Annotated in this window: 19 protein-coding genes; 9 read left to right on the forward strand and 10 right to left on the reverse strand. The window is 57.7% G+C overall.

What is annotated here, in order from left to right; genetic code table 11:
• Nucleotides 1-87 precede the first annotated feature (87 nt).
• Together rimM and trmD are read left to right on the forward strand one after the other, a co-directional pair.
• Nucleotides 88-657 (forward strand): ribosome maturation factor RimM, encoded by a 570-nt coding sequence (gene rimM / locus RQI55_RS15085; RefSeq protein WP_042615613.1) that lies wholly within the window; start codon nucleotides 88-90, stop codon nucleotides 655-657.
• 4 nt (nucleotides 658-661) lie between these two features.
• Nucleotides 662-1354 carry a tRNA (guanosine(37)-N1)-methyltransferase TrmD gene (trmD, locus tag RQI55_RS15090; RefSeq protein ID WP_243258116.1) on the forward strand — a complete coding sequence of 231 codons (693 nt, stop codon included), beginning with the start codon at nucleotides 662-664 and terminating at the stop codon, nucleotides 1352-1354.
• Here the strand turns inward: trmD and RQI55_RS15095 are convergent.
• Nucleotides 1345-2091, reverse strand: coding sequence for a sulfite exporter TauE/SafE family protein (locus tag RQI55_RS15095; protein WP_243258117.1), 747 nt, complete (start codon nucleotides 2089-2091; stop codon nucleotides 1345-1347). The two genes, trmD and RQI55_RS15095, sit on opposite strands and share 10 nt — an antisense overlap.
• Nucleotides 2092-2354: 263 nt before the next feature.
• On the opposite strand from RQI55_RS15095, the gene rplS reads away from it, so the two are divergent.
• Nucleotides 2355-2921, forward strand: a complete 567-nt coding sequence (rplS, locus tag RQI55_RS15100; protein WP_192065205.1) for a 50S ribosomal protein L19 — start codon at nucleotides 2355-2357, stop codon at nucleotides 2919-2921.
• Nucleotides 2922-3039: 118 nt separating this feature from the next.
• Here rplS and RQI55_RS15105 read toward each other — a convergent pair whose 3' ends face one another.
• The 3 genes from RQI55_RS15105 to RQI55_RS15115 form a co-directional block, all read right to left on the reverse strand.
• Nucleotides 3040-3687: a LysE family translocator gene (locus RQI55_RS15105; RefSeq protein WP_243258118.1), complete on the reverse strand. Its 648-nt coding sequence runs from the start codon at nucleotides 3685-3687 to the stop codon at nucleotides 3040-3042.
• Nucleotides 3688-3795: 108 nt separating this feature from the next.
• Nucleotides 3796-4650, reverse strand: a complete 855-nt coding sequence (locus RQI55_RS15110) for an SDR family NAD(P)-dependent oxidoreductase (RefSeq protein ID WP_243258119.1) — start codon at nucleotides 4648-4650, stop codon at nucleotides 3796-3798.
• Complete coding sequence (locus RQI55_RS15115) at nucleotides 4634-4891, reverse strand: hypothetical protein (RefSeq protein WP_042615617.1); 258 nt, start codon at nucleotides 4889-4891, stop codon at nucleotides 4634-4636. Before RQI55_RS15115 ends, RQI55_RS15110 begins: the two co-directional genes overlap by 17 nt.
• Before the next feature lie 2 nt (nucleotides 4892-4893).
• Between RQI55_RS15115 and RQI55_RS15120 the strand changes: the two genes are divergently transcribed.
• A complete protein-coding gene (locus RQI55_RS15120) occupies nucleotides 4894-6117 on the forward strand; it encodes an argininosuccinate synthase (protein WP_042615618.1) in 1224 nt (407 codons plus the stop codon).
• A 48-nt stretch (nucleotides 6118-6165) separates the two neighbouring features.
• Here the strand turns inward: RQI55_RS15120 and RQI55_RS15125 are convergent, their stop codons facing one another.
• On the reverse strand, nucleotides 6166-7344 hold the full coding sequence (locus RQI55_RS15125) for a multidrug effflux MFS transporter (protein WP_311273145.1): 1179 nt from the start codon (nucleotides 7342-7344) through the stop codon (nucleotides 6166-6168).
• 17 nt (nucleotides 7345-7361) lie between these two features.
• A complete protein-coding gene (locus RQI55_RS15130; RefSeq protein WP_192065197.1) occupies nucleotides 7362-7832 on the reverse strand; it encodes a MarR family winged helix-turn-helix transcriptional regulator in 471 nt (156 codons plus the stop codon).
• Between the two features lie 168 nt (nucleotides 7833-8000).
• On the opposite strand from RQI55_RS15130, the gene RQI55_RS15135 reads away from it, so the two are divergent.
• The 5 genes from RQI55_RS15135 to leuB all read left to right on the forward strand — a co-directional run bounded on the left by RQI55_RS15135 (nucleotide 8001) and on the right by leuB (nucleotide 14846).
• Nucleotides 8001-10067 (forward strand): M3 family metallopeptidase, encoded by a 2067-nt coding sequence (locus tag RQI55_RS15135; RefSeq protein ID WP_311273132.1) that lies wholly within the window; start codon nucleotides 8001-8003, stop codon nucleotides 10065-10067.
• A gap of 178 nt (nucleotides 10068-10245) precedes the next feature.
• On the forward strand, nucleotides 10246-12066 hold the full coding sequence (typA, locus tag RQI55_RS15140) for a translational GTPase TypA (RefSeq protein ID WP_042615621.1): 1821 nt from the start codon (nucleotides 10246-10248) through the stop codon (nucleotides 12064-12066).
• 240 nt (nucleotides 12067-12306) lie between these two features.
• Nucleotides 12307-12813 carry a GNAT family N-acetyltransferase gene (locus RQI55_RS15145; protein WP_243258121.1) on the forward strand — a complete coding sequence of 169 codons (507 nt, stop codon included), beginning with the start codon at nucleotides 12307-12309 and terminating at the stop codon, nucleotides 12811-12813.
• A gap of 132 nt (nucleotides 12814-12945) precedes the next feature.
• Complete coding sequence (leuD, locus tag RQI55_RS15150; RefSeq protein ID WP_243258122.1) at nucleotides 12946-13551, forward strand: 3-isopropylmalate dehydratase small subunit; 606 nt, start codon at nucleotides 12946-12948, stop codon at nucleotides 13549-13551.
• A gap of 182 nt (nucleotides 13552-13733) precedes the next feature.
• Entirely contained in the window at nucleotides 13734-14846 is a 1113-nt protein-coding gene (gene leuB / locus RQI55_RS15155) for a 3-isopropylmalate dehydrogenase (RefSeq protein ID WP_192065189.1), read from the forward strand.
• Here the strand turns inward: leuB and RQI55_RS15160 are convergent.
• The 4 genes from RQI55_RS15160 to RQI55_RS15175 form a co-directional block, all read right to left on the reverse strand.
• Nucleotides 14827-16053, reverse strand: a complete 1227-nt coding sequence (locus RQI55_RS15160; protein ID WP_243258123.1) for a cytochrome-c peroxidase — start codon at nucleotides 16051-16053, stop codon at nucleotides 14827-14829. The two genes, leuB and RQI55_RS15160, sit on opposite strands and share 20 nt — an antisense overlap.
• Before the next feature lie 102 nt (nucleotides 16054-16155).
• Nucleotides 16156-16536, reverse strand: a complete 381-nt coding sequence (locus RQI55_RS15165) for a hypothetical protein (RefSeq protein WP_042615626.1) — start codon at nucleotides 16534-16536, stop codon at nucleotides 16156-16158.
• A 10-nt stretch (nucleotides 16537-16546) separates the two neighbouring features.
• Nucleotides 16547-17443 carry a glutathione-dependent disulfide-bond oxidoreductase gene (gene yghU / locus RQI55_RS15170; protein WP_243258124.1) on the reverse strand — a complete coding sequence of 299 codons (897 nt, stop codon included), beginning with the start codon at nucleotides 17441-17443 and terminating at the stop codon, nucleotides 16547-16549.
• Nucleotides 17444-17546: 103 nt separating this feature from the next.
• Entirely contained in the window at nucleotides 17547-18860 is a 1314-nt protein-coding gene (locus RQI55_RS15175; RefSeq protein ID WP_243258197.1) for a cobyrinate a,c-diamide synthase, read from the reverse strand.
• Nucleotides 18861-18940: the final 80 nt, after the last annotated feature.

Here is an 18940-nt window from a genome sequence, read left to right on the forward strand (position 1 = left end):
GGTTTTCCGCGCCACCCGTTGCTGTTTATTTTGGCGGCAACATGCCGTAGATAAACTTCTAAAGACGAACACCGAAACGGACGACCGATGGCAAAGCTGGAACATCCTATTCTCATGGCCAAGATCGGCGCGGCGCAGGGGCTGCGCGGCGAAGTGCGCGTCAATTCGTTTACCGATGACCCCACCGCACTCGGTGACTACGGCAATTTGATCGCTAACGATGGACGTGTGTTCGAAATCCTCGAGATTCGCCAAGCCAAGACGGTTGTCATCGTGCGCTTTCGCGGCATCAATGATCGCAACGCGGCGGAAAGCCTGAATGGGCTGGAGCTGTTTATCGAGCGTGACAACCTTCCAGACGACGATCTGGATGAAGACGAATTCTATTATACCGATTTGGAAGGGCTCGAAGCCGTCGACGCTGAAGGCAAGAGCTACGGCTCCATCGCCGCTGTCCATGATTTCGGTGCGGGCGATCTGCTGGAGCTCAAAGGCGCTGGCCGCCGTCCCACACTCATCCCCTTTACAGAGGCCGCCGTTCTGGAGATTGACCTTGAAGGCGGAAAGATACTGATCGATCCGCTCGCTGCAGGCCTGATCGACAATCCCGAAGATGGCAAGGACGATCCTGACCATCCAATTTTCGGCAAGAAATAAATCCATGACCTTCAAGGCAACTGTGCTGACGCTCTACCCGGACATGTTTCCGGGACATCTGGGCCATTCGCTGGCGGGCAAGGCGCTGGAACGCGGCCAATGGCAGATGGAGCCGGTGCAGATTCGCGACTTCGCCACCGATAAGCACCGCAGCGTCGATGACACCCCGGCGGGCGGTGGCGCTGGCATGGTGCTGAAACCGGATGTGCTCGCAGCCGCAATCGATGCAGTTTCGACCGACGACAACCGCCCTCGCCTGTTGATGAGCCCACGCGGCAAACCGTTGACGCAAGAGCGGGTGCGCGAAATCGCCGCCGGTGATGGCGTGATTATCATTTGCGGTCGTTTCGAAGGTGTCGACCAGCGGGTGATCGATGCCCGTGCGTTGGAAGAGGTCTGCATAGGCGACTATATTCTGTCAGGCGGTGAACCGGCGGCGCTGACGCTGCTGGATGCCGTGGTGCGCATTCTGCCCGGCGTGATGGGCAACGACCTCTCTGGCGTGCACGAGAGCTTCGAGGGCGGATTGCTGGAGCATCCGCATTATACGCGCCCGCAAGTATGGGAAGAGCGGGATATTCCCGCCGTTCTCACCTCCGGCAACCACAAGGCCATCGAAAAATGGCGCCATGAGCAGGCGCTGGCGCTGACGAAAGAACGTCGCCCCGATCTTCTGGCAAAGCCGCCTCAGGTGTGAACAAAATAATAGATCGACAAGACCAGCCCAACCGCGATGACCAGCATGCGGATGATCCATTGCGGTACGCGGCGCGCAATATAGACGCCGCTATAGCCGCCCAAGGCTGACGCCGGGATCATGATCAGCGCCGCTGGCCATGTCACCACACCACCACTGACGAAAACAACGATGGCAACGGCTGCAATGACGACCGCAAGCAGGTTTTTGAGCGCGTTCAGATGGTGATAGGCTCCACCGACCGTTAGGCCCAGCACCGCCAGCATCATGATGCCCATACCAGCACCGAAAAATCCGCCATAGATCGAAGTGAAGAACTGCCCGGCAAGACTTAGCGGGTTGCCCGCAGAGCGTTCACGCTCCGTGCGCGGCCGCAGCCATGGGCCCGCCGCAAACAACAGCGTGGCAGCCAGAAGGAGCCAGGGCACGAGCTGGCGAAATTCCGGATTATCCAGCGACAGAAGCGCCAGCGCGCCAGCAATCGACCCGGCAATGGAGAGCAGGGCCAGAAAGACGGCGCTTTTCCAATGGGTGCGAATTTCCGGCCAATAGGCGATGACAGACGTCACATAACCGGGGAACTGGACGATGGATGAGGTCGCATTGGCAGAAATCGGCGCAATGCCCGCAATCGTCATGGCCCCGAAGGTCAGAAATGTGCCGCCGCCCGCGATGGCGTTGACCGATCCGGATAGAAACCCACTGGCAAATAGCAGCGTGATAATGAAGACTGACATTACGGCCCCTCCCCGAAGCTTTTCCCTGGATATCCGCTGAACAGATTCGTCGCAATCGCGCCGCTGCCGAGAAAATAATTGTGTAAAAGGGATGACAAATGCGCCGTCTTGCTGTAATGGCCCGCGTGGTACTGGGGTTTACTCCTTTAACCACAAGCAAAGAATGGTGAATTCGCTCCTGCCGCAAGGCATGGTCCCGAGACTTGGTTTCAAGGGATGATCGTTGAGCGCTCTGGCTGTTTCAGAAGAACTCAGAGGTTAATATGGTCAACATTATCGAACAGTTGGAAGCCGAACAGGCTGCCAAGATTGAAGCAAAGCGTACGCTTCCAGAATTTTCTCCAGGTGACACCGTTCGCGTCAACGTGCGCGTAACGGAAGGTACACGTACACGTGTACAGGCTTACGAAGGCGTCGTTATCGCCCGTTCCGGCGGCGGCATCAACGAGAGCTTCACCGTTCGCAAGATCTCCTACGGCGAAGGCGTCGAGCGCGTATTCCCGGTTTACTCTCCGCTGGTTGAAGGCGTAGAAATCGTTCGCCGCGGTAAGGTCCGTCGCGCCAAGCTCTACTACCTCCGCGACCGTCGCGGCAAGTCTGCTCGTATCGTTGAAGACACGGGCGTTCGCGCTCGCAAGCTCAACGACGCTGAGCGTCAGGCTGCTGCTGAAGAAAAGGCACGCATCGAAGCTGAAAAGGTTGCAGCTGCACAGGCTCTGGCCGCTGAAAAGGCCGCAGCAGAAGCTGCTGAAGCCAAGGCAGCAGAAGAAGCCGCAGCAGCTAAGGCCGCTGAAGAGGCTGCAAAGCCTGCAGAAGGCGCAGCTGAATAAGCCTATCCCCTTAGGGTTAGGTTACAGATTGAAAAAGGCCGCATTGGAAACGATGCGGCCTTTTTGCTGTGTGCAGATAATGTGAAGATCGGCATCGTGGCCGTTGCAGCGCCCCGCCCTATTTAGCTTGGGCGAAGAAAATCTTCACGGCAAAGGCCGAGAAAACACCGGCGATCGTGTAATCCAGACCACGCAGCACCTTGCGATTGCTTTGCAGCCAGCCAGACAGACTGTCTGCCGCCACGACAATGCCGATACCAATCGGTAGGGCCACGATGATCGACCAGAGACCGAGGAAGATCAGCTTGCCCGTGACATGCGGGTCAGATGCGCTGACAAATTGCGGCAGGAAGGTCATGAAGAAAATGATGATCTTCGGGTTCAGCAGATTGACCCACAAACCATTGAAAAGAGCAGCACTCTTCGACGCCTTCGCAACCTGCTCTTTCGGGCGCTCCATCACGAAATTGGAGCCTTTGCGTATGGCCTGAATGGCAAGCCACGCGAGATAGGCGGCGCCGCCTGTTTTCAGCACAAGGAAAGCCGTTGGCGAAGCAACGATGAGTGCGGCGACGCCGAAGGCAACCAGCATCGTATGCACTGTAATGCCGAGATTGGTCCCCACCAGCGTCATGAAACCGGCGGCGCGTCCCTCACGCAAGGAGCGGCTGATCCACAGCGTCATATCCGGCCCGGGCGTGACCGCCAGCAACAGAATGGCGAGGGTAAAGGCAATGAGGGTTGGCAGGCTGGGTAGGAATTCCACGGGCGTCACCATGCTCTTGAAGGGTCTGATGCAAATGCATATCGCCGTTTCCCCGGCCTGCCAACAGCCACGGACAAGAATGCCGCGCCCTAGAGCGCGGCATGCGGATCAGCTGTTCAGAAACGACTTGAAGGCGTCGCCATGAGCCTCATGCCAGCGCGACAAGGGCGGCCGGTTTTCCACAATGTCACCCGCTGCCCAGAGAATGCGTTTCTCATCGGTCTTGCGGTTCACCTCACCATCGGGGCACAGAATGTAGAAATCGCCATTGCCGATGGCATCGATCATGAAATCGACCGTCTGTTCCGGCGTCCATGCGCCCGATGGCTTTTCGGTGCGGCCATTGGCGGTCAGGCCGGTAAACACAAAACCGGGTATCAGAAGATGCGCCGACAGATTTCCATCCGGTGAGTTTCGCAATTCGTGCTGCAAAGCCTCGGTAAAGGCCTTCACGCCTGCCTTTGAGACATTATAGGCGGGATCGCCCGGCGGTGTGGTGATGCCCTGCTTCGAGCCCGTATTGATGATGAGGCCCGCCTCGCCATGGGCCAGCATGGCGGGGCCAAACACCCGGCTTCCGTTGACGACGCCCATCAGATTGACGCCCAGCACATTCTCCCAGCTTGCCTGCGGCCCAAAAATCGCGCTGCCGGGCTGAATGCCCGCATTGTTCATCAGCACATGCACGCGCCCGAAACGCTGGATGACAGCACGCTCCAATGCTTCCAGCTCATCGAGCTTCGACACATCGGTTGGAATGGAGACAACCTGCTCATTGCCATGTTCTGCAAGGAGCGCGGTTTGGCTTTGTGCAGCGGCCAGCTTTTCCCCGTCGAGATCGACAAGCACCACGCTCATGCCAAAACTGGCAAATTTCCGGGCGGCAGCAAGGCCGATGCCGGAGGCAGCCCCGGTCACGACGGCAACATTGTTTTTGTGAAATGCGTTATGAAGGATCGTCATTGGTTTCTCCTTTTCGCTGCCGTTTCAAATATTCGGCAGCGACGTCCCATGGAACCATGCGTTCTACTGACGCGATGTGCAGTCTAGACGTGCCGGGCCTGTAAGTCACATGAAGATGAAACTGTTCCATCCGCGCCGCCTTTTGCATTTTTGTTGCACGCGCCGATAAACTCGCTAAAAGTGCCGAAATCCCAAGGAAAATGGCGATATCCTGTGTCGCCGGTACGCAAATGGATTTCATTGATGGCCCTTCCAAAAGACGTAAAGAAAGTCGTTCTCGCCTATTCCGGCGGACTTGACACCTCAATCATTCTCAAATGGCTCCAGACCGAACTTGGCGCAGAGGTGGTCACTTTCACCGCTGACCTCGGCCAGGGCGAAGAGCTGGCACCGGCACGCAAAAAAGCCGAGATGATGGGCATCAAGGAAATCTTCGTGGAAGACGTGCGCGAAGAATTCGTGCGCGATTTCGTGTTCCCGATGTTCCGCGCCAATGCCGTTTATGAAGGCGTCTACCTGCTCGGCACCTCGATTGCGCGCCCGCTGATTTCCAAGCACCTGATCGATATCGCCAAGAAGACCGGCGCTGACGCCATCGCCCACGGCGCGACCGGCAAGGGCAACGATCAGGTTCGTTTCGAACTGTCCGCCTATGCGCTGAACCCCGACATCAAGATCATCGCCCCATGGCGCGACTGGACGTTCAAGAGCCGTACCGACCTCTTGAACTTTGCCGAACAGCACCAGATCCCGGTTGCCAAGGACAAGAAGGGCGAGGCTCCGTTCTCCGTCGATGCCAACCTTCTGCACTCGTCTTCCGAGGGCAAGGTTCTGGAAGATCCGGCTGTCGAAGCTCCGGAATACGTGCATATGCGTACTATTTCGCCGGAAGCTGCGCCTGACAAGGCGACCATCATCAAGGTCGGTTTTCGCAAGGGTGACGCCGTCTCCATCAATGGCGTTGAAATGTCGCCAGCAACGCTTCTGGCAGCCCTCAACGATTACGGTCGCGATAACGGCATCGGTCGTCTCGATCTGGTCGAAAACCGCTATGTCGGCATGAAGTCCCGCGGCGTTTACGAAACACCCGGCGGCACCATCCTGCTGACGGCCCACCGCGCCATCGAATCCATCACACTCGACCGCGGCGCCGCTCACCTCAAGGACGAGATCATGCCGCGTTACGCGGAGCTGATCTACTACGGCTTCTGGTTCTCGCCAGAACGCGAAATGTTGCAGGCCCTGATCGACAAGAGCCAGGAACATGTGGACGGTGAAGTGACGCTGAAACTCTACAAGGGCAACGTCATGGTCACAGGTCGCGAGAGCGACAAGTCGCTCTATTCCGACACGCTGGTCACATTCGAAGACGACCAGGGCGCTTATGACCAGAAGGATGCAGCAGGCTTCATCAAGCTCAACGCCCTTCGCCTGCGCACGCTCGCCAAGCGCAATCTCGGCCGTTAAGATTTAAGCGAAGTGATTTTGAAAGCCCCGGTCACCGCCGGGGCTTTTTCATGCCTGCCTGCGTGACAGCAAGGCAAAACCCACGTAGCTCGCGACTGCGCTCAATTCCATCAACGGAATGATGATACCGAAACTCATGAGCGGCGATCCAAGCAGCGCAGCAGCAACACCCGCTGCAAAACCGGCACTCATCTGAATGAACCCCATCATGGCGGAGGCAGACCCGGCAATATGCGGAAAAGGCGCCATGCCCATGGTGATGACGTAAGGCGTGAGCAGTGCAAGCCCGAATGTCGCCACGGCAACCGGCCCCATGATGGATATGAACGAAGGCTGGATGAACTGCACCGATAGAAAGATCAACACCCCACCCGTCGCGGAGAGGCAAAGACCTGCCACCGCACAGCGCCGATCACCCATTCTGCGCGACATGAACCGCAGGGCAATCGAAGCCAGAAAGTAAGCGCCTGACTGCATCAGCATTCCCACACCAAAGGCTGTCGGTGACAAGCCGACATCATTGATCAGCACGAAGGGCAGCATGGTTGCTTGGGCATAAAGCGCCCCGACAGTGCCGCCGAGCACTAAGGCCGACAGCAGGAAGCGTGGCGACGCCAGAAGCTCGCCGTAGGCGCTGAGCAGGCGAGACGGGCGCAGTCGGCTGCGGTCCGGCACCGTCGTTTCGCGCAGCAACCAGATAACGGCCGTCAGCGAGATCACGCCGAAGGCGAGCATCAGCGCAAACACCGATTGCCAGCCGAAGGCCAGAAGAGACAGGCCGCCAATGGTTGGCCCCGCCGCAGGCCCCACGGCCAGCATGATGCCGATGAGGTTAAGAATGCCGGTGGCCTGATGTCCGCTGAACTGGTCTCGCACCACGGCGCGGGCAACGGTAACACCGACAGACGCGCCTATGCCCTGAATAAGACGAGCGGACAGCAGCATCTCGACATTGGGTGCAAAGGCCGCAAGGGCTCCACCCGCAAGATAGATCAGCAAAAACAGGATCGTCGCCTTGCGCCGTCCAAACGCATCCGACATGGCACCGGCAATCAGCTGGGCAATGGCAAAGCCGCCGAAATAGAGCGTCAGACTCATCTTGATGGCGGATTCTGTTGTTGCGAAGGCTCTGACAAGCTCCGGCATGGCAGGCGTATAGATTGCCATCGACACCGGCCCGATCGAGGTCAGCATGGCACCCAGCATCGCGGTGCGCCGCACGGTCATGGGCGTTGTGGATGCGCTCATTCCGGTTCCCGACTGCTCTTGTCGCTCACCGCAGCCTGCAGGTTCTTCTGCACCAGTGCCAGCAATGCATGAAACGTCGATAGATCGCTCTCGCTGAACCCTTCCGTCGCCTGGCCGATGACGCTATCGACCTCATGGCGAACCGCGACCAGCATGTCCGCCGAACTCTGCGTCAGATAGATGCACTTGGACCGCCGGTCATCCGGGTTGGGCCGACGCTCCACCAGCCCGAGCGATTCGAGCCTGTCGAGATAAGTGCAGACCGTCATGGGTTCGAGACCGATGCGGCTGGCAATATCGGCCTGCTTGCTGCCTTCGATGGCGGAAACTGTCAAAAGCGCCCTCGCCTCGCCCGGTGTGAGGCCAAGGCCAGCATTGCTGATCAGTTTCTCAAAAGCGGTGTTGAGAAAACGTGCGCTGCTATTAAGCAGAAATGCCAGTGTTTCTTTTTCAAGGGAGGTGTTCATGGCGCGCCTGTTTCATAAGCCTCCCTTATAAAAAACTTCGCCACCCGCTGGCAAGGCGGCATGAAAATAGTTTCGCCCGCAAGCCATCTGATCCCCATCAGGCATATTGAAACACCGCCGCAGCCATGCCCATATGCACACAAACAGCATCTGCATGAGGACGAACCGATGACTTCCACAGCCGCGCACTATCCCGCCCTGACCGAATGGAACGGACCAAACGGACTGCCCCGGTTCGAAGCTGTGAAAGATGAGGATTTTGCAGGTGCTTTCGATGCAGCGCTCGCCGCCCATGATGCTGAAATCGATGAGATTGCAGGCAACGCAGACGAGCCAAGCTTTGCCAACACCATCATCGCACTGGAAACAGCAGGCGACTCACTGTCACGTGTTTCGGCCCTGTTCTGGAACAAGGCGGGTGCCCACACCAACCCAGATATTCAGGCCCTAGAGCGGGAAATCGCGCCAAAAATGTCGCGCCACTATTCCAAGATCAGCATGAATGCGGCGCTCTTTGCCCGCGTCGATGCGCTCTGGGAAAAACGCGATACGCTGGGGCTTAACGGTGAAGAGCTGCGCGTGCTGGAACGCCACTGGAAGGGATTCGTCCGCTCCGGCGCCAAGCTGGATCGGCCCGAGCAGGAGCGGCTTGCCGCCATCAATGAAGAACTGGCTGGCCTCGGCGCTAAATTCGGTCAAAACGTTCTGGCCGATGAGAAAGGCTGGAAGCTGATCCTGTCGTCCGAGGACGAGCTTGCTGGCCTGCCCGGCTTCCTGCGTGATTCGATGGAAAGTGCGGCCCGCGAACATGGCGAAGACGGCAAGTTCGCCGTGACCCTGTCCCGCTCCATCATCGAACCCTTCCTCACCTTCTCCGAGCGCCGTGACCTGCGCGAACAGGCCTTCAAGGCTTGGGTCGCACGCGGAGAAAATGACGGTGAAACCGACAATCGCGAGACGGTGAAGCGCACGTTGGCCCTTCGCAACGAAAAGGCGACGCTTCTGGGCTATGCCAATTTCGCCGCCTACAAGCTTGATAACACCATGGCAAAAACACCGGATGCGGTGAACAGCCTGTTGATGCAGGTCTGGGAAAAAGCCGTCGCCCGCGCTGGCGAAGAAGAAGCCGAACTGGCTGCCGTCATCCGCGAGGAAGGCAAGAACCACGATGTGATGCCGTGGGACTGGCGCCATTACGCTGAAAAGTTGCGGGCTCAAAAATTCAACTTTTCGGAAGCGGAACTCAAGCCCTACCTGCAACTGGAAAAAATTCTCGAGGCCTGTTTCGATGTGGCGCACCGCCTGTTCGGCATTCGCGCTGTCGAGCTGAAGGACGTGACCGCCTATCATCCAGATGTCCGCACCTTTGAAATTCGCAACGAAAAAGGCGATCTCGTCGCTATGTTCCTCGGTGATTTCTTTGCCCGGTCATCGAAGCGCTCCGGTGCCTGGATGAGTTCTTTCCAGTCGCAGCACAAACTGCCGCTGAAGAGCGGCGCAACCGGCGAATTGCCGATCATCTACAATGTCTGCAATTTCGCAAAGCCTTCACAAGGCAAGCCAGCACTCCTATCGCTGGACGATGCCCGCACCCTGTTCCACGAGTTTGGCCATGGGCTGCACGGCATGCTCTCCAACGTCACCTACCCTTCCGTATCTGGAACAGGCGTCTCGCGCGATTTCGTTGAACTTCCGTCGCAGCTCTACGAACACTGGCTGACGGTGCCTGAGATCCTTGAAACCTATGCGCTGCATTACGAGACCGGCGAACCGATGCCAAAGGCTTTGCTGGACAAGGTCCTTTCAGCGCAAACCTTCAATGCCGGTTTCAACACCATCGAGTTTACCTCCTCGGCACTCGTCGATATGGCTTTCCACACCCGTGGCACAGTCACAGACCCGATGGCCGTGCAGGCAGAGGTTCTAGCCGCGCTCAACATGCCGAAATCCATCGTCATGCGCCACGCCACCCCGCATTTCCAGCACGTGTTTTCAGGCGATGGCTATTCGGCTGGCTACTATTCCTACATGTGGTCGGAGGTTCTGGATGCGGATGCCTTCGAAGCCTTCGAGGAAACCGGCAATCCTTTCGACGCGGACATGGCGCGCAAGCTGAAGGACAATATTTATTCCGTCGGCGGCTCTGTGGATGCGGAAGAAACCTACAAGCTGTTTCGCGGCAAGATGCCAAGCCCGGATGCCATGCTGAAAAAGCGGGGGCTGGTTACGGCCTGAGTTTGCTTGAGAGTCGGGGCTGACGCATGAAAACTGTCATAATTCTCTGCTATGGCGTTTCTGCAAGGGGCTTATGTGGCAGCCCCCCTTTCATTTTTGCAAAAAAAAGGTTATAGGCCCGCCAGACTAAATTGGCGCATTTTAAGATTTGACGCCCCAACCTCAGAGATATTGAACAATGGCAATTCGCAACATCGCGATTATCGCGCACGTTGACCATGGCAAAACGACGCTCGTTGACGAGCTTCTGAAGCAGTCCGGTTCGTTCCGCGAAAACCAGCGCGTTGCAGAGCGCGTCATGGACAGCAATGACCTCGAAAAAGAACGCGGCATTACCATTCTCGCCAAGGCGACGTCTGTGGAGTGGAAGGGCGTTCGAATCAACATCGTCGACACCCCCGGCCACGCCGACTTTGGTGGTGAAGTCGAACGTATTCTGTCGATGGTGGACGGCGCTATCGTTCTCGTCGACTCTTCTGAAGGCCCAATGCCACAGACGAAGTTCGTCGTGTCCAAGGCGCTCAAGGTTGGTCTTCGCCCAATCGTCGCCATCAACAAGATCGACCGTCCCGATGGCCGTCATGAAGAAGTCATCAACGAAGTGTTCGACCTTTTCGCGAACCTTGATGCCACAGACGAGCAGCTCGACTTCCCGATCCTGTACGGTTCTGGCCGCGATGGCTGGATGAACGTCAACCCGGAAGGTCCAAAGGATGAAGGTCTTGCACCGCTGCTCGATCTCGTTCTGAAGCACGTTCCTGAGCCAACGGTTGAAGAAGGCCCGTTCCGCCTGATCGGTACGATCCTTGAAGCCAACCCGTTCCTCGGCCGCATCATCACCGGACGCATCGCTTCCGGCTCGATCAAGCCGAACCAGGCCGTCAAGGTTCTGGGCCAGGATGGCAAGACCATCGAAACCGGTCGTATTTCCAAGATCCTCGCATTCCGCGGCATCGAGCGCACAGCCATTGAAGAAGCCCATGCAGGCGACATCGTCGCTATCGCTGGTCTTTCCAAGGGCACTGTTGCCGACACGTTCTGCGATCCTTCGGTTACCGAAGCGATGACAGCGCAGCCAATCGATCCGCCAACGGTTACCATGTCCTTCATCGTTAACGACAGCCCACTGGCTGGCACCGAAGGCGACAAGGTCACATCGCGCGTTATCCGTGATCGTCTGTACAAGGAAGCCGAAGGCAACGTTGCGCTGAAGATCGAAGAAGCCGAAGGCAAGGATTCGTTCTTCGTATCCGGCCGTGGCGAATTGCAGCTTGCAGTTCTGATCGAAACCATGCGTCGCGAAGGCTTCGAGCTTGCTGTTTCGCGTCCTCGCGTTGTCATGCAGAAGGACGAGAACGGCCAGACCATCGAGCCGATCGAAGAAGTCGTCGTCGACGTTGATGAAGAACATTCCGGTATCGTTGTTCAGAAGATGTCCGAGCGCAAGGCAGAGATGACCGAGCTTCGCCCATCCGGCGGCAACCGCGTTCGCCTGAAGTTCCTGGCACCAACACGTGGCCTCATCGGTTACCAGTCGGAACTGCTGACGGACACACGCGGCACGGCCATCATGAACCGCCTGTTCCACTCCTACCAGCCGTTCAAGGGCGCCATCGCTGGTCGCGTTCAGGGCGTTCTGCTGTCGAATGGTTCCGGTGAAGCTGTTGCTTACGCCATGTTCAACCTGGAAGATCGCGGCCCGATGATGATCGAGCCCGGCGAAAAGGTTTATGCTGGCATGATCATCGGTATTCACACCCGTGACAACGACCTTGAAGTCAACGTTCTCAAGGGCAAGCAGCTCACCAACATCCGCGCCGCCGGCAAGGATGAAGCCGTGAAGCTGACACCGCCGATCCGCATGACACTCGACCGTGCGCTCTCCTGGATTCAGGACGATGAGCTGATGGAAGTGACGCCAAAGTCCATCCGTCTGCGCAAGATGTTCCTGGACGCCAACGATCGCAAGCGTTTCGACAAGGCAAAGCTGGCTGTCTGATTGCCAACATTACAATAACTATCGAAGAACCCGGCCACTGCGCCGGGTTTTTTATTGTCTGGAATTTAGCCCGCCAGCCGGCTGCACTTAATTTGCGGGATTGAGTCGCACGACACTTGCGCCAATGGTAAATATAGCGTTAATTTTTAAGCCTCATCCACATGAATAGGCTGTGGGTAAGCTTGAAGCCGTTAACCTTTATGGCTGGAAAGTTTCCTGTGGCGGGGTCAGAATCGCGTTATGAAAACGTTATCCATAGAGATTCGCCGAGCAGAGCCGGACGATGCGCGTGCCATTTCCGATGCGCACCGATCGGCCTGGCAGCAGGCCTATGAGGGACTGATCCCCCATAAAGCACTCCGGCAGATGGTGGATCGGCGCAACGAGACGTGGTGGCGCAAGGCCGCGCGCGGCTCCGCAACAATGCTGGTCATAGAAGTTGCGGGCGTCGTCGCAGGCTATACAACGCTTGGCCTCAGCCGTGCCCGTGGCCTGCCCTATGATGGCGAGGTCTATGAGCTTTATCTGCGCCCGGAATATCAGGGCATGGGGCTTGGCTCGTCGCTCTTCCTCGAAGCACGCCGCCTCCTGAAGTCGCTCGGCTGCAATGGCGTTGTGGTCTGGTGCTTGGAAGACAGCGATGTCGCCAACCGCTTCTTCCGCTCCCATGGCGGCAGGGACGTGGCAGAGGGCATGGAAGACTTCGCGGGAACGCAGTTGCGCAAGCTGGGCTTCGCGTGGCGCTGAACGCGCCCCTTAGGAACCGAAGCGGCGTACCGCCTTTGCACGGTTTGGCCTTCAAATAGAACGGGTTTTGCGCTATTGCAGCAAAAGCGATAACGATTGGCTCGGCCATTCGTCCTATTTTCGGAGTGAGAGATGGAAAAGTTTACCAAGCTGACGGGTGTTGCCGCCCCCATGCCGGTCGTCAACATCGATACGGACATGATCATTCCGAAGGATTATCTGAAGACCATCAAGCGCACGGGCCTCGGCACCGGCCTGTTTGCCGAATCCCGCTATCTGGAAGACGGCTCGCCCAATCCCGATTTCGTTCTGAACAAGCCTGCCTACCAGAATGCGCAGATTCTCGTTGCTGGCGATAATTTCGGCTGCGGCTCTTCGCGTGAACATGCGCCTTGGGCGCTGCTGGATTTCGGCATTCGCTGCGTGATCTCCACCAGCTTTGCGGATATTTTCTACAGTAACTGTTTCAAGAACGGCATTCTGCCCATCGTCGTCAGCCCGGAAAATCTGGAAAAGCTGATGGACGACGCTTCTCGTGGCTCCAATGCCGTCGTGACTGTCGATCTGGAGAAGCTGGAAATCAGCGGCCCGGATGGCGGCACGATCACCTTCGAACTCGATGAGTTCAAGCGCCACTGCATGTTGAATGGTCTTGATGACATCGGCCTGACGCTGGAACATGCCGGTGCCATCGAAGGTTTTGAAAAGTCCAACGCCACTGCCCGCCCCTGGGCGTGAGATTTCGCGCCCATTTTGATCTGGCACCCGTACCAAATCACCTTGGACCTTCCTTGAAATAGGCCATCTGCAAGGCTAAGAAGCCTCGTCACGCAATGATTTTGTGTGACGTAGGATTTTTGAATGCGCCCGCCGTTTTGAAACCTCCCCATGGTTTTGCGTCGTGGCCAAGGAGGGTTTTCATGACTATGCGCACGCTTTTCCTGCTGCCCGGCGACGGCATCGGCCCCGAAGCCATGGCGGAAGTCCGCAAGCTGATCGATTATCTGAATGCCGAGAAGGCAGCGGGCTTTACGACGCAGGAAGGCCTGGTCGGCGGCTGCGCTTACGATGCGCATGGCGTCGCCATTTCCGATGCAGACATGGAAAAGGCGCTTGCTGCAGACGCCATTCTGTTTGGCGCAGTCGGCGGCCCGAAATGGGACGGCGTGCCCTATGATGTGCGCCCTGAGGCGGGTCTGCTGCGTCTGCGCAAGGATCTGGAGCTTTTCGCCAATTTGCGCCCTGCGATCTGCTATCCGGCCCTCGCCGCAGCATCGTCGCTGAAGCAGGAACTGGTCGAAGGCCTCGATATTCTCATCGTCCGTGAATTGACGGGCGGCGTCTATTTCGGCGAACCCAAGCAGATCATCGATCTGGGCAACGGCCAGAAGCGCGGCATCGACACCCAGATTTACGACACATTCGAAATCGAGCGCATCGCCAGCGTGGCGTTCGAGCTGGCCCGCACCCGTGGCAACCGCGTCTGCTCCATGGAAAAGCGCAACGTCATGAAATCAGGCGTGCTGTGGAACCAGGTCGTGACGGAAACCCACGCGGCCAAGTTCAAGGATGTGGAACTGGAACATATGCTGGCGGATGCTGGCGGCATGCAGTTGGTGCGCAAGCCCAAGCAGTTCGATGTCATCGTCACCGACAACCTGTTCGGCGACATGCTCTCAGATGTTGCGGCGATGCTCACAGGCTCGCTCGGCATGCTGCCATCCGCGTCGCTCGGCGCACCGGATGCCAAAACCGGCAAGCGCAAGGCCATGTATGAGCCCGTCCACGGCTCTGCCCCTGACATTGCCGGCAAGGGCATCGCCAACCCGATCGCCATGATCGCGTCCTTTGCCATGTGCCTGCGCTATTCATTCAACATGGTGGATGAGGCAACGAAGCTTGAAACGGCCATTGCCAACGTTCTCGACAAGGGCATTCGCACCGCAGATATCGTATCCGACGGCAGCCGTCAGGTCTCGACATCTGAAATGGGCGATGCTGTTCTTGAAGAGTTCAAGGCGCTGTCGGCGTAAATGATGCTGCATGGGCAGGGGGCGTCGCGCCCTGCCCGGCATTATCTTTAGACAAGAGAGGCTCATATCTCTTGTCTGTCAGCGTTTTCAGAAACGCGACAATCGCGTCCACCCGCTTGTCATCAAGCGCCGGAGCCTGTGTCAGCTCGGTCATGGCAATATTCTCAGGCACTTCAGGCACGTCCCACGTCTCACCCGTTTCCGGGTTGATCTGACGGCTGGGCTTCTTGCTTTTGTATTTCACGTAAAACAGCACGACCGTGCGCAGATCCTTGAAGACGCCATTGTGCATATAAGGGCCCGTCACCGCGACATTGCGGAGCGTTGGCACCTTGAACTTGCCGCGCTGTGCCGGATCACCCGCAACAGCAGGGTTCTGCGCGAGACCAAGATCCACCGCATCAGGCTTTGAGCCATTGGCCGCCCGCACAGCCTTGTTGGCGGGAACGCCGATGTTGAAATATTTGTGGTTGGTGAAGACCCCGTCGGACAGCCCGTTGCTGCCCCGGATTTCGTGGCAGGTGTTGCAATTGGTAAATTGCGAGGAGGACATCAACACCCGGCCAAGCTCTTCCTGATCGGTCAGCTTTTCCTCACCGCGCAAAAAGCGGTCATATTTGGAATCAAAGGTTGAGAACGTATCGGAACGCTCAAAGGCGGCCAGCGCCTTGGCCATCGCCGCAAAGGCAGCATCATCGCTCTGGAACACATCGCCACCGAACTGGGTGCCGAAGGCCGTCACGTAATCGGGATTTTCCTTCAGCCGCTTTATAAGCGTGCCCTTGTCCGGCATGCCCATTTCAACCGGGTTCAATGGCGGGCCACCGGCCTGGTCTTCCAGCGTGGAGGCACGCCCATCCCAGAACTGCCCGCCCACATAGTCACCGGCGTCATTCTTGCCGAAGGGTGGCGAGAATTTCGCGTAGGCTGCCGTCGGCACGTTGCGGTCGCCCAAAGACGTCCCGTCATCACCCAGCGAAACATCGTGCCCGACCTTGTCGGTCTCTCGCCCATCGGTAAAGCCCAACGCCTCCATGTGACAGGTGGAGCAGGACATGGTGCGGTTCTTGGACAGGTTGGGATCAACAAACAGCGCCGCGCCCAGCTTTTGCAGCGCTGCCGTGTCTTCGGCATAGGCGTGCCCAATGGTCCCCATACCGAGGGCCAGAATGCACACAGCAACAATGGAATTCTTATACTTCATCATGGCTGAGGCCGGTTGTCGTGGAACTGGGTGCTCTATAGCACCTCAATAAAGCGAAGCACAGAAACTTTCCGTGCCCGCTCCACTTTGCCGCAGCAGATTTTTTCAGTCGATCTGGAAATAATTCTCGAAGGATTCCGGGAAATTCTGCCGTGCCACGCGCTCGTCGATGATGAGCATGGCTTCGTAGGACAAGGGATCGAAATTCTTGTCCGCAGGCAGCACTTCGCGCCCGAACAACAGGCTGAGCCGTGCCGCATCCAGATTGCCGCGCTCAAACGGTTCGTTGCCGAACTGGTGCCAGAGCGCATGCAGGAACGCCGCATCGACCTTATGTTCGGGCGAATCATTACGGGCGCGGCGCGGAATATGCTTGATGGGCGTCACGCCGCGCGGGTTTGCGCGGCGTATGGTGAATTGAATGCCCGTGCTCGGCATGCCGGATGGAAAGCCGCGGTGTTTCGTCATTTCAGGCAGCTTTGCCATCGTTTTTTCCTTATGCTTTGCCGATTTTGTCCTGGGTCTTCGTATCGAAGTCGGACGCATCATGGCGTTCGTGCAATTGTTCCGAAGGGTCGCCGTTCATCTTGTTGACCATACGACCCCGCTTGACGGCTGGACGTTCCGCAATCTCGTCTGCCCAGCGCGTCAGGTGCTTGTAGCTTTTCACATCCAGAAACACATCGGCCTTTGGATAGGACTGCCCGCGCACCAGATTTCCATACCACGGCCAAACCGCAATATCAGCAATCGAATACTGCGAACCCGCGAGATAGCGGTTTTCTGCCAGATGGCGGTCCAGCACGTCAAGCTGTCGCTTCGCTTCCATGGCAAAACGGTCGATGGCATATTTGATGTGGATAGGCGCATAGGCATAAAAATGGCCGAAACCGCCGCCAAGATAGGGGCCGGACGCCATCTGCCAGAACAGCCAATTGATCGCTTCCGTGCGTCCCTTGTGATCCTCAGGCAGAAACGCCCCGAATTTTTCAGCCAGATAGAGCAGGATGGAGCCACTTTCGAAAACGCGCGTCGGCTCTGGCGTGGAATGGTCCACCAATGCCGGAATTTTCGAATTAGGGTTTGCCTTGACGAAATCCGAGCCGAACTGATCGCCTTCACCGATTTTGATCAGCCACGCATCATATTCCGCACCAGAATGTCCTGCGGCCAAAAGCTCTTCCAGCATGATGCCGACTTTCTGGCCATTGGGCGTCGCAAGCGAATAGAGCTGCAGCGGATGTTTGCCGACAGGCAGTTCCTTGTCATGGGTCGGACCGGCGATGGGGCGGTTGATATTGGCGAACTGACCACCATTGCCCTTTTCCCATTCCCACACGTCAGCGGGTTCGTAACCGGCAGGAAAGTTGTTTTCGGGGGATTTCTCGGTCATGAAAATCTATCCTTGTTGAATGGATCAAGCGCCAGCACCCAGCGCATCACCACAATATAGGGAGGCGGCGACATTCCTCCACCACACGATCGATGAGAAAAACTTAACCTTTGGCAATGGCGTGAAAAAACGTGCCCGTCACCAGCCCGCGCCTTCCGCCGGAAGGTCCGAGTGGCTTTCCCTGCCCGTCGGCAATCTGCGCAAAGGCCTCATCGCGTCCGGCATCGGTCACGCGGGCATAATGAAACTCATGACCGCGCAGCACCTCGCCCGCCATGCCTAAAAGACCATCAACGGCAATGGTTGCCTGCCGATAGCCAAGGTTCATCTTGCGCTTGGCAAAGCTGGTGGCATGGGACAAAAGCCCGGTCATGGCATGGCTCACGCCATCGGCATCTTCCAGCCCTTCACCCAGCACCATATAGCCACCGCATTCCCCATGGACCGGCTTTTCTTGCGAAAAGCGCGATAGACCCGCCTTGAAATTCATAGCCGCCGCAAGCGTGCCCGCGTGAAGCTCGGGATATCCACCCGGCAGCCAGCACACATCGCAGGAAGCATCAGGCGCTTCATCGGCAAGGGGCGAAAACGGGATGATCTCAGCGCCCGCCTCACGCCAGTGACGCTGAAGATGGGGGTAGAGAAACGTAAATGCGGCATCCTGCGCCAGCGCGATGCGCTGACCGGGCGGGACGATTGCGGCTTCCACCGAGCCCTGCGGCATGTCCACGGGGCGCGCCAGCGATAGAAGCGCATCAAGATCAATCGCCTGCTCCATCGCATCGGCAAGCCGCTCGATATGCGCGTCGATCTCAGGATGCTCGCTGGCCTGCACCAGCCCCAGATGTCGCTCCGGCAACACCAGCGACGGATCACGCATCACACAGCCCGCTACGGCCAAACCGATTTTTTCAATGGCTTGCGAACACAAGGTCCGGTGTCTTTCGCTGCCAGCGCGGTTGAGCACAACAGCGGACATTTTGACATCGGGATCGTAGTGGGCAAATCCGTGGGCAACCGCCGCAGCCGTCTGCGATTGGCCCGATATATCCAGCACCAGCAAAACCGGTATGCCGAACAGCCGCGCAAGATCGGCGGCAGAGCCCGTCCGGTTTTCCGGCACCACGATGCCGTCAAACAGGCCCATGGCGCTTTCAATCAGCACCATTTCCGCGTCCTCAGCCTGCTGGGCGAACAGATGCCGCAGCAAATCCGGCTGCATGGCCCAGCTGTCGAGATTAAGACCCGGCGTGCCCGCGGCAAAGGCATGGAAACCGGGATCGATATAGTCAGGCCCGGTCTTGATGCCCCGCACTTTCACACCGCGTCTGGCAAAGGCGCGCAAAAGGCCGATGGTGACGCTGGTTTTGCCCGAACCGGACCGTGGCGCGCCGATAATGATCGCCCGTGCCGTCATGGCCTGCCCTTTTTCACGATAAGTGGTCTCGACATTCACACTGCCTGTTGTTTACCGATGACGGCCATAGCCGTAACCGC

It is taken from the genome of Rhizobium sp. WCS2018Hpa-16, from assembly GCF_031843705.1.
GTDB lineage: Bacteria > Pseudomonadota > Alphaproteobacteria > Rhizobiales > Rhizobiaceae > Agrobacterium > Agrobacterium tumefaciens_C.

What these genes read in the sequence shown, in the direction of transcription:
- RQI55_RS15110 (WP_243258119.1), bottom strand. Translation starts at nt 4,650, where the DNA reads ATGACGATCCTTCATAACGCATTTCACAAAAACAATGTTGCCGTCGTG.
- trmD (WP_243258116.1), top strand. Translation starts at nt 662, where the DNA reads ATGACCTTCAAGGCAACTGTGCTGACGCTCTACCCGGACATGTTTCCG.
- leuB (WP_192065189.1), top strand. Translation starts at nt 13,734, where the DNA reads ATGACTATGCGCACGCTTTTCCTGCTGCCCGGCGACGGCATCGGCCCC.
- RQI55_RS15095 (WP_243258117.1), bottom strand. Translation starts at nt 2,091, where the DNA reads ATGTCAGTCTTCATTATCACGCTGCTATTTGCCAGTGGGTTTCTATCC.
- typA (WP_042615621.1), top strand. Translation starts at nt 10,246, where the DNA reads ATGGCAATTCGCAACATCGCGATTATCGCGCACGTTGACCATGGCAAA.
- RQI55_RS15175 (WP_243258197.1), bottom strand. Translation starts at nt 18,860, where the DNA reads ATGACGGCACGGGCGATCATTATCGGCGCGCCACGGTCCGGTTCGGGC.
- leuD (WP_243258122.1), top strand. Translation starts at nt 12,946, where the DNA reads ATGGAAAAGTTTACCAAGCTGACGGGTGTTGCCGCCCCCATGCCGGTC.
- RQI55_RS15130 (WP_192065197.1), bottom strand. Translation starts at nt 7,832, where the DNA reads ATGAACACCTCCCTTGAAAAAGAAACACTGGCATTTCTGCTTAATAGC.
- RQI55_RS15125 (WP_311273145.1), bottom strand. Translation starts at nt 7,344, where the DNA reads ATGACCGTGCGGCGCACCGCGATGCTGGGTGCCATGCTGACCTCGATC.
- yghU (WP_243258124.1), bottom strand. Translation starts at nt 17,443, where the DNA reads ATGACCGAGAAATCCCCCGAAAACAACTTTCCTGCCGGTTACGAACCC.
- RQI55_RS15160 (WP_243258123.1), bottom strand. Translation starts at nt 16,053, where the DNA reads ATGATGAAGTATAAGAATTCCATTGTTGCTGTGTGCATTCTGGCCCTC.
- RQI55_RS15115 (WP_042615617.1), bottom strand. Translation starts at nt 4,891, where the DNA reads ATGAAATCCATTTGCGTACCGGCGACACAGGATATCGCCATTTTCCTT.
- RQI55_RS15135 (WP_311273132.1), top strand. Translation starts at nt 8,001, where the DNA reads ATGACTTCCACAGCCGCGCACTATCCCGCCCTGACCGAATGGAACGGA.
- RQI55_RS15165 (WP_042615626.1), bottom strand. Translation starts at nt 16,536, where the DNA reads ATGGCAAAGCTGCCTGAAATGACGAAACACCGCGGCTTTCCATCCGGC.
- RQI55_RS15120 (WP_042615618.1), top strand. Translation starts at nt 4,894, where the DNA reads ATGGCCCTTCCAAAAGACGTAAAGAAAGTCGTTCTCGCCTATTCCGGC.
- RQI55_RS15145 (WP_243258121.1), top strand. Translation starts at nt 12,307, where the DNA reads ATGAAAACGTTATCCATAGAGATTCGCCGAGCAGAGCCGGACGATGCG.
- rplS (WP_192065205.1), top strand. Translation starts at nt 2,355, where the DNA reads ATGGTCAACATTATCGAACAGTTGGAAGCCGAACAGGCTGCCAAGATT.
- rimM (WP_042615613.1), top strand. Translation starts at nt 88, where the DNA reads ATGGCAAAGCTGGAACATCCTATTCTCATGGCCAAGATCGGCGCGGCG.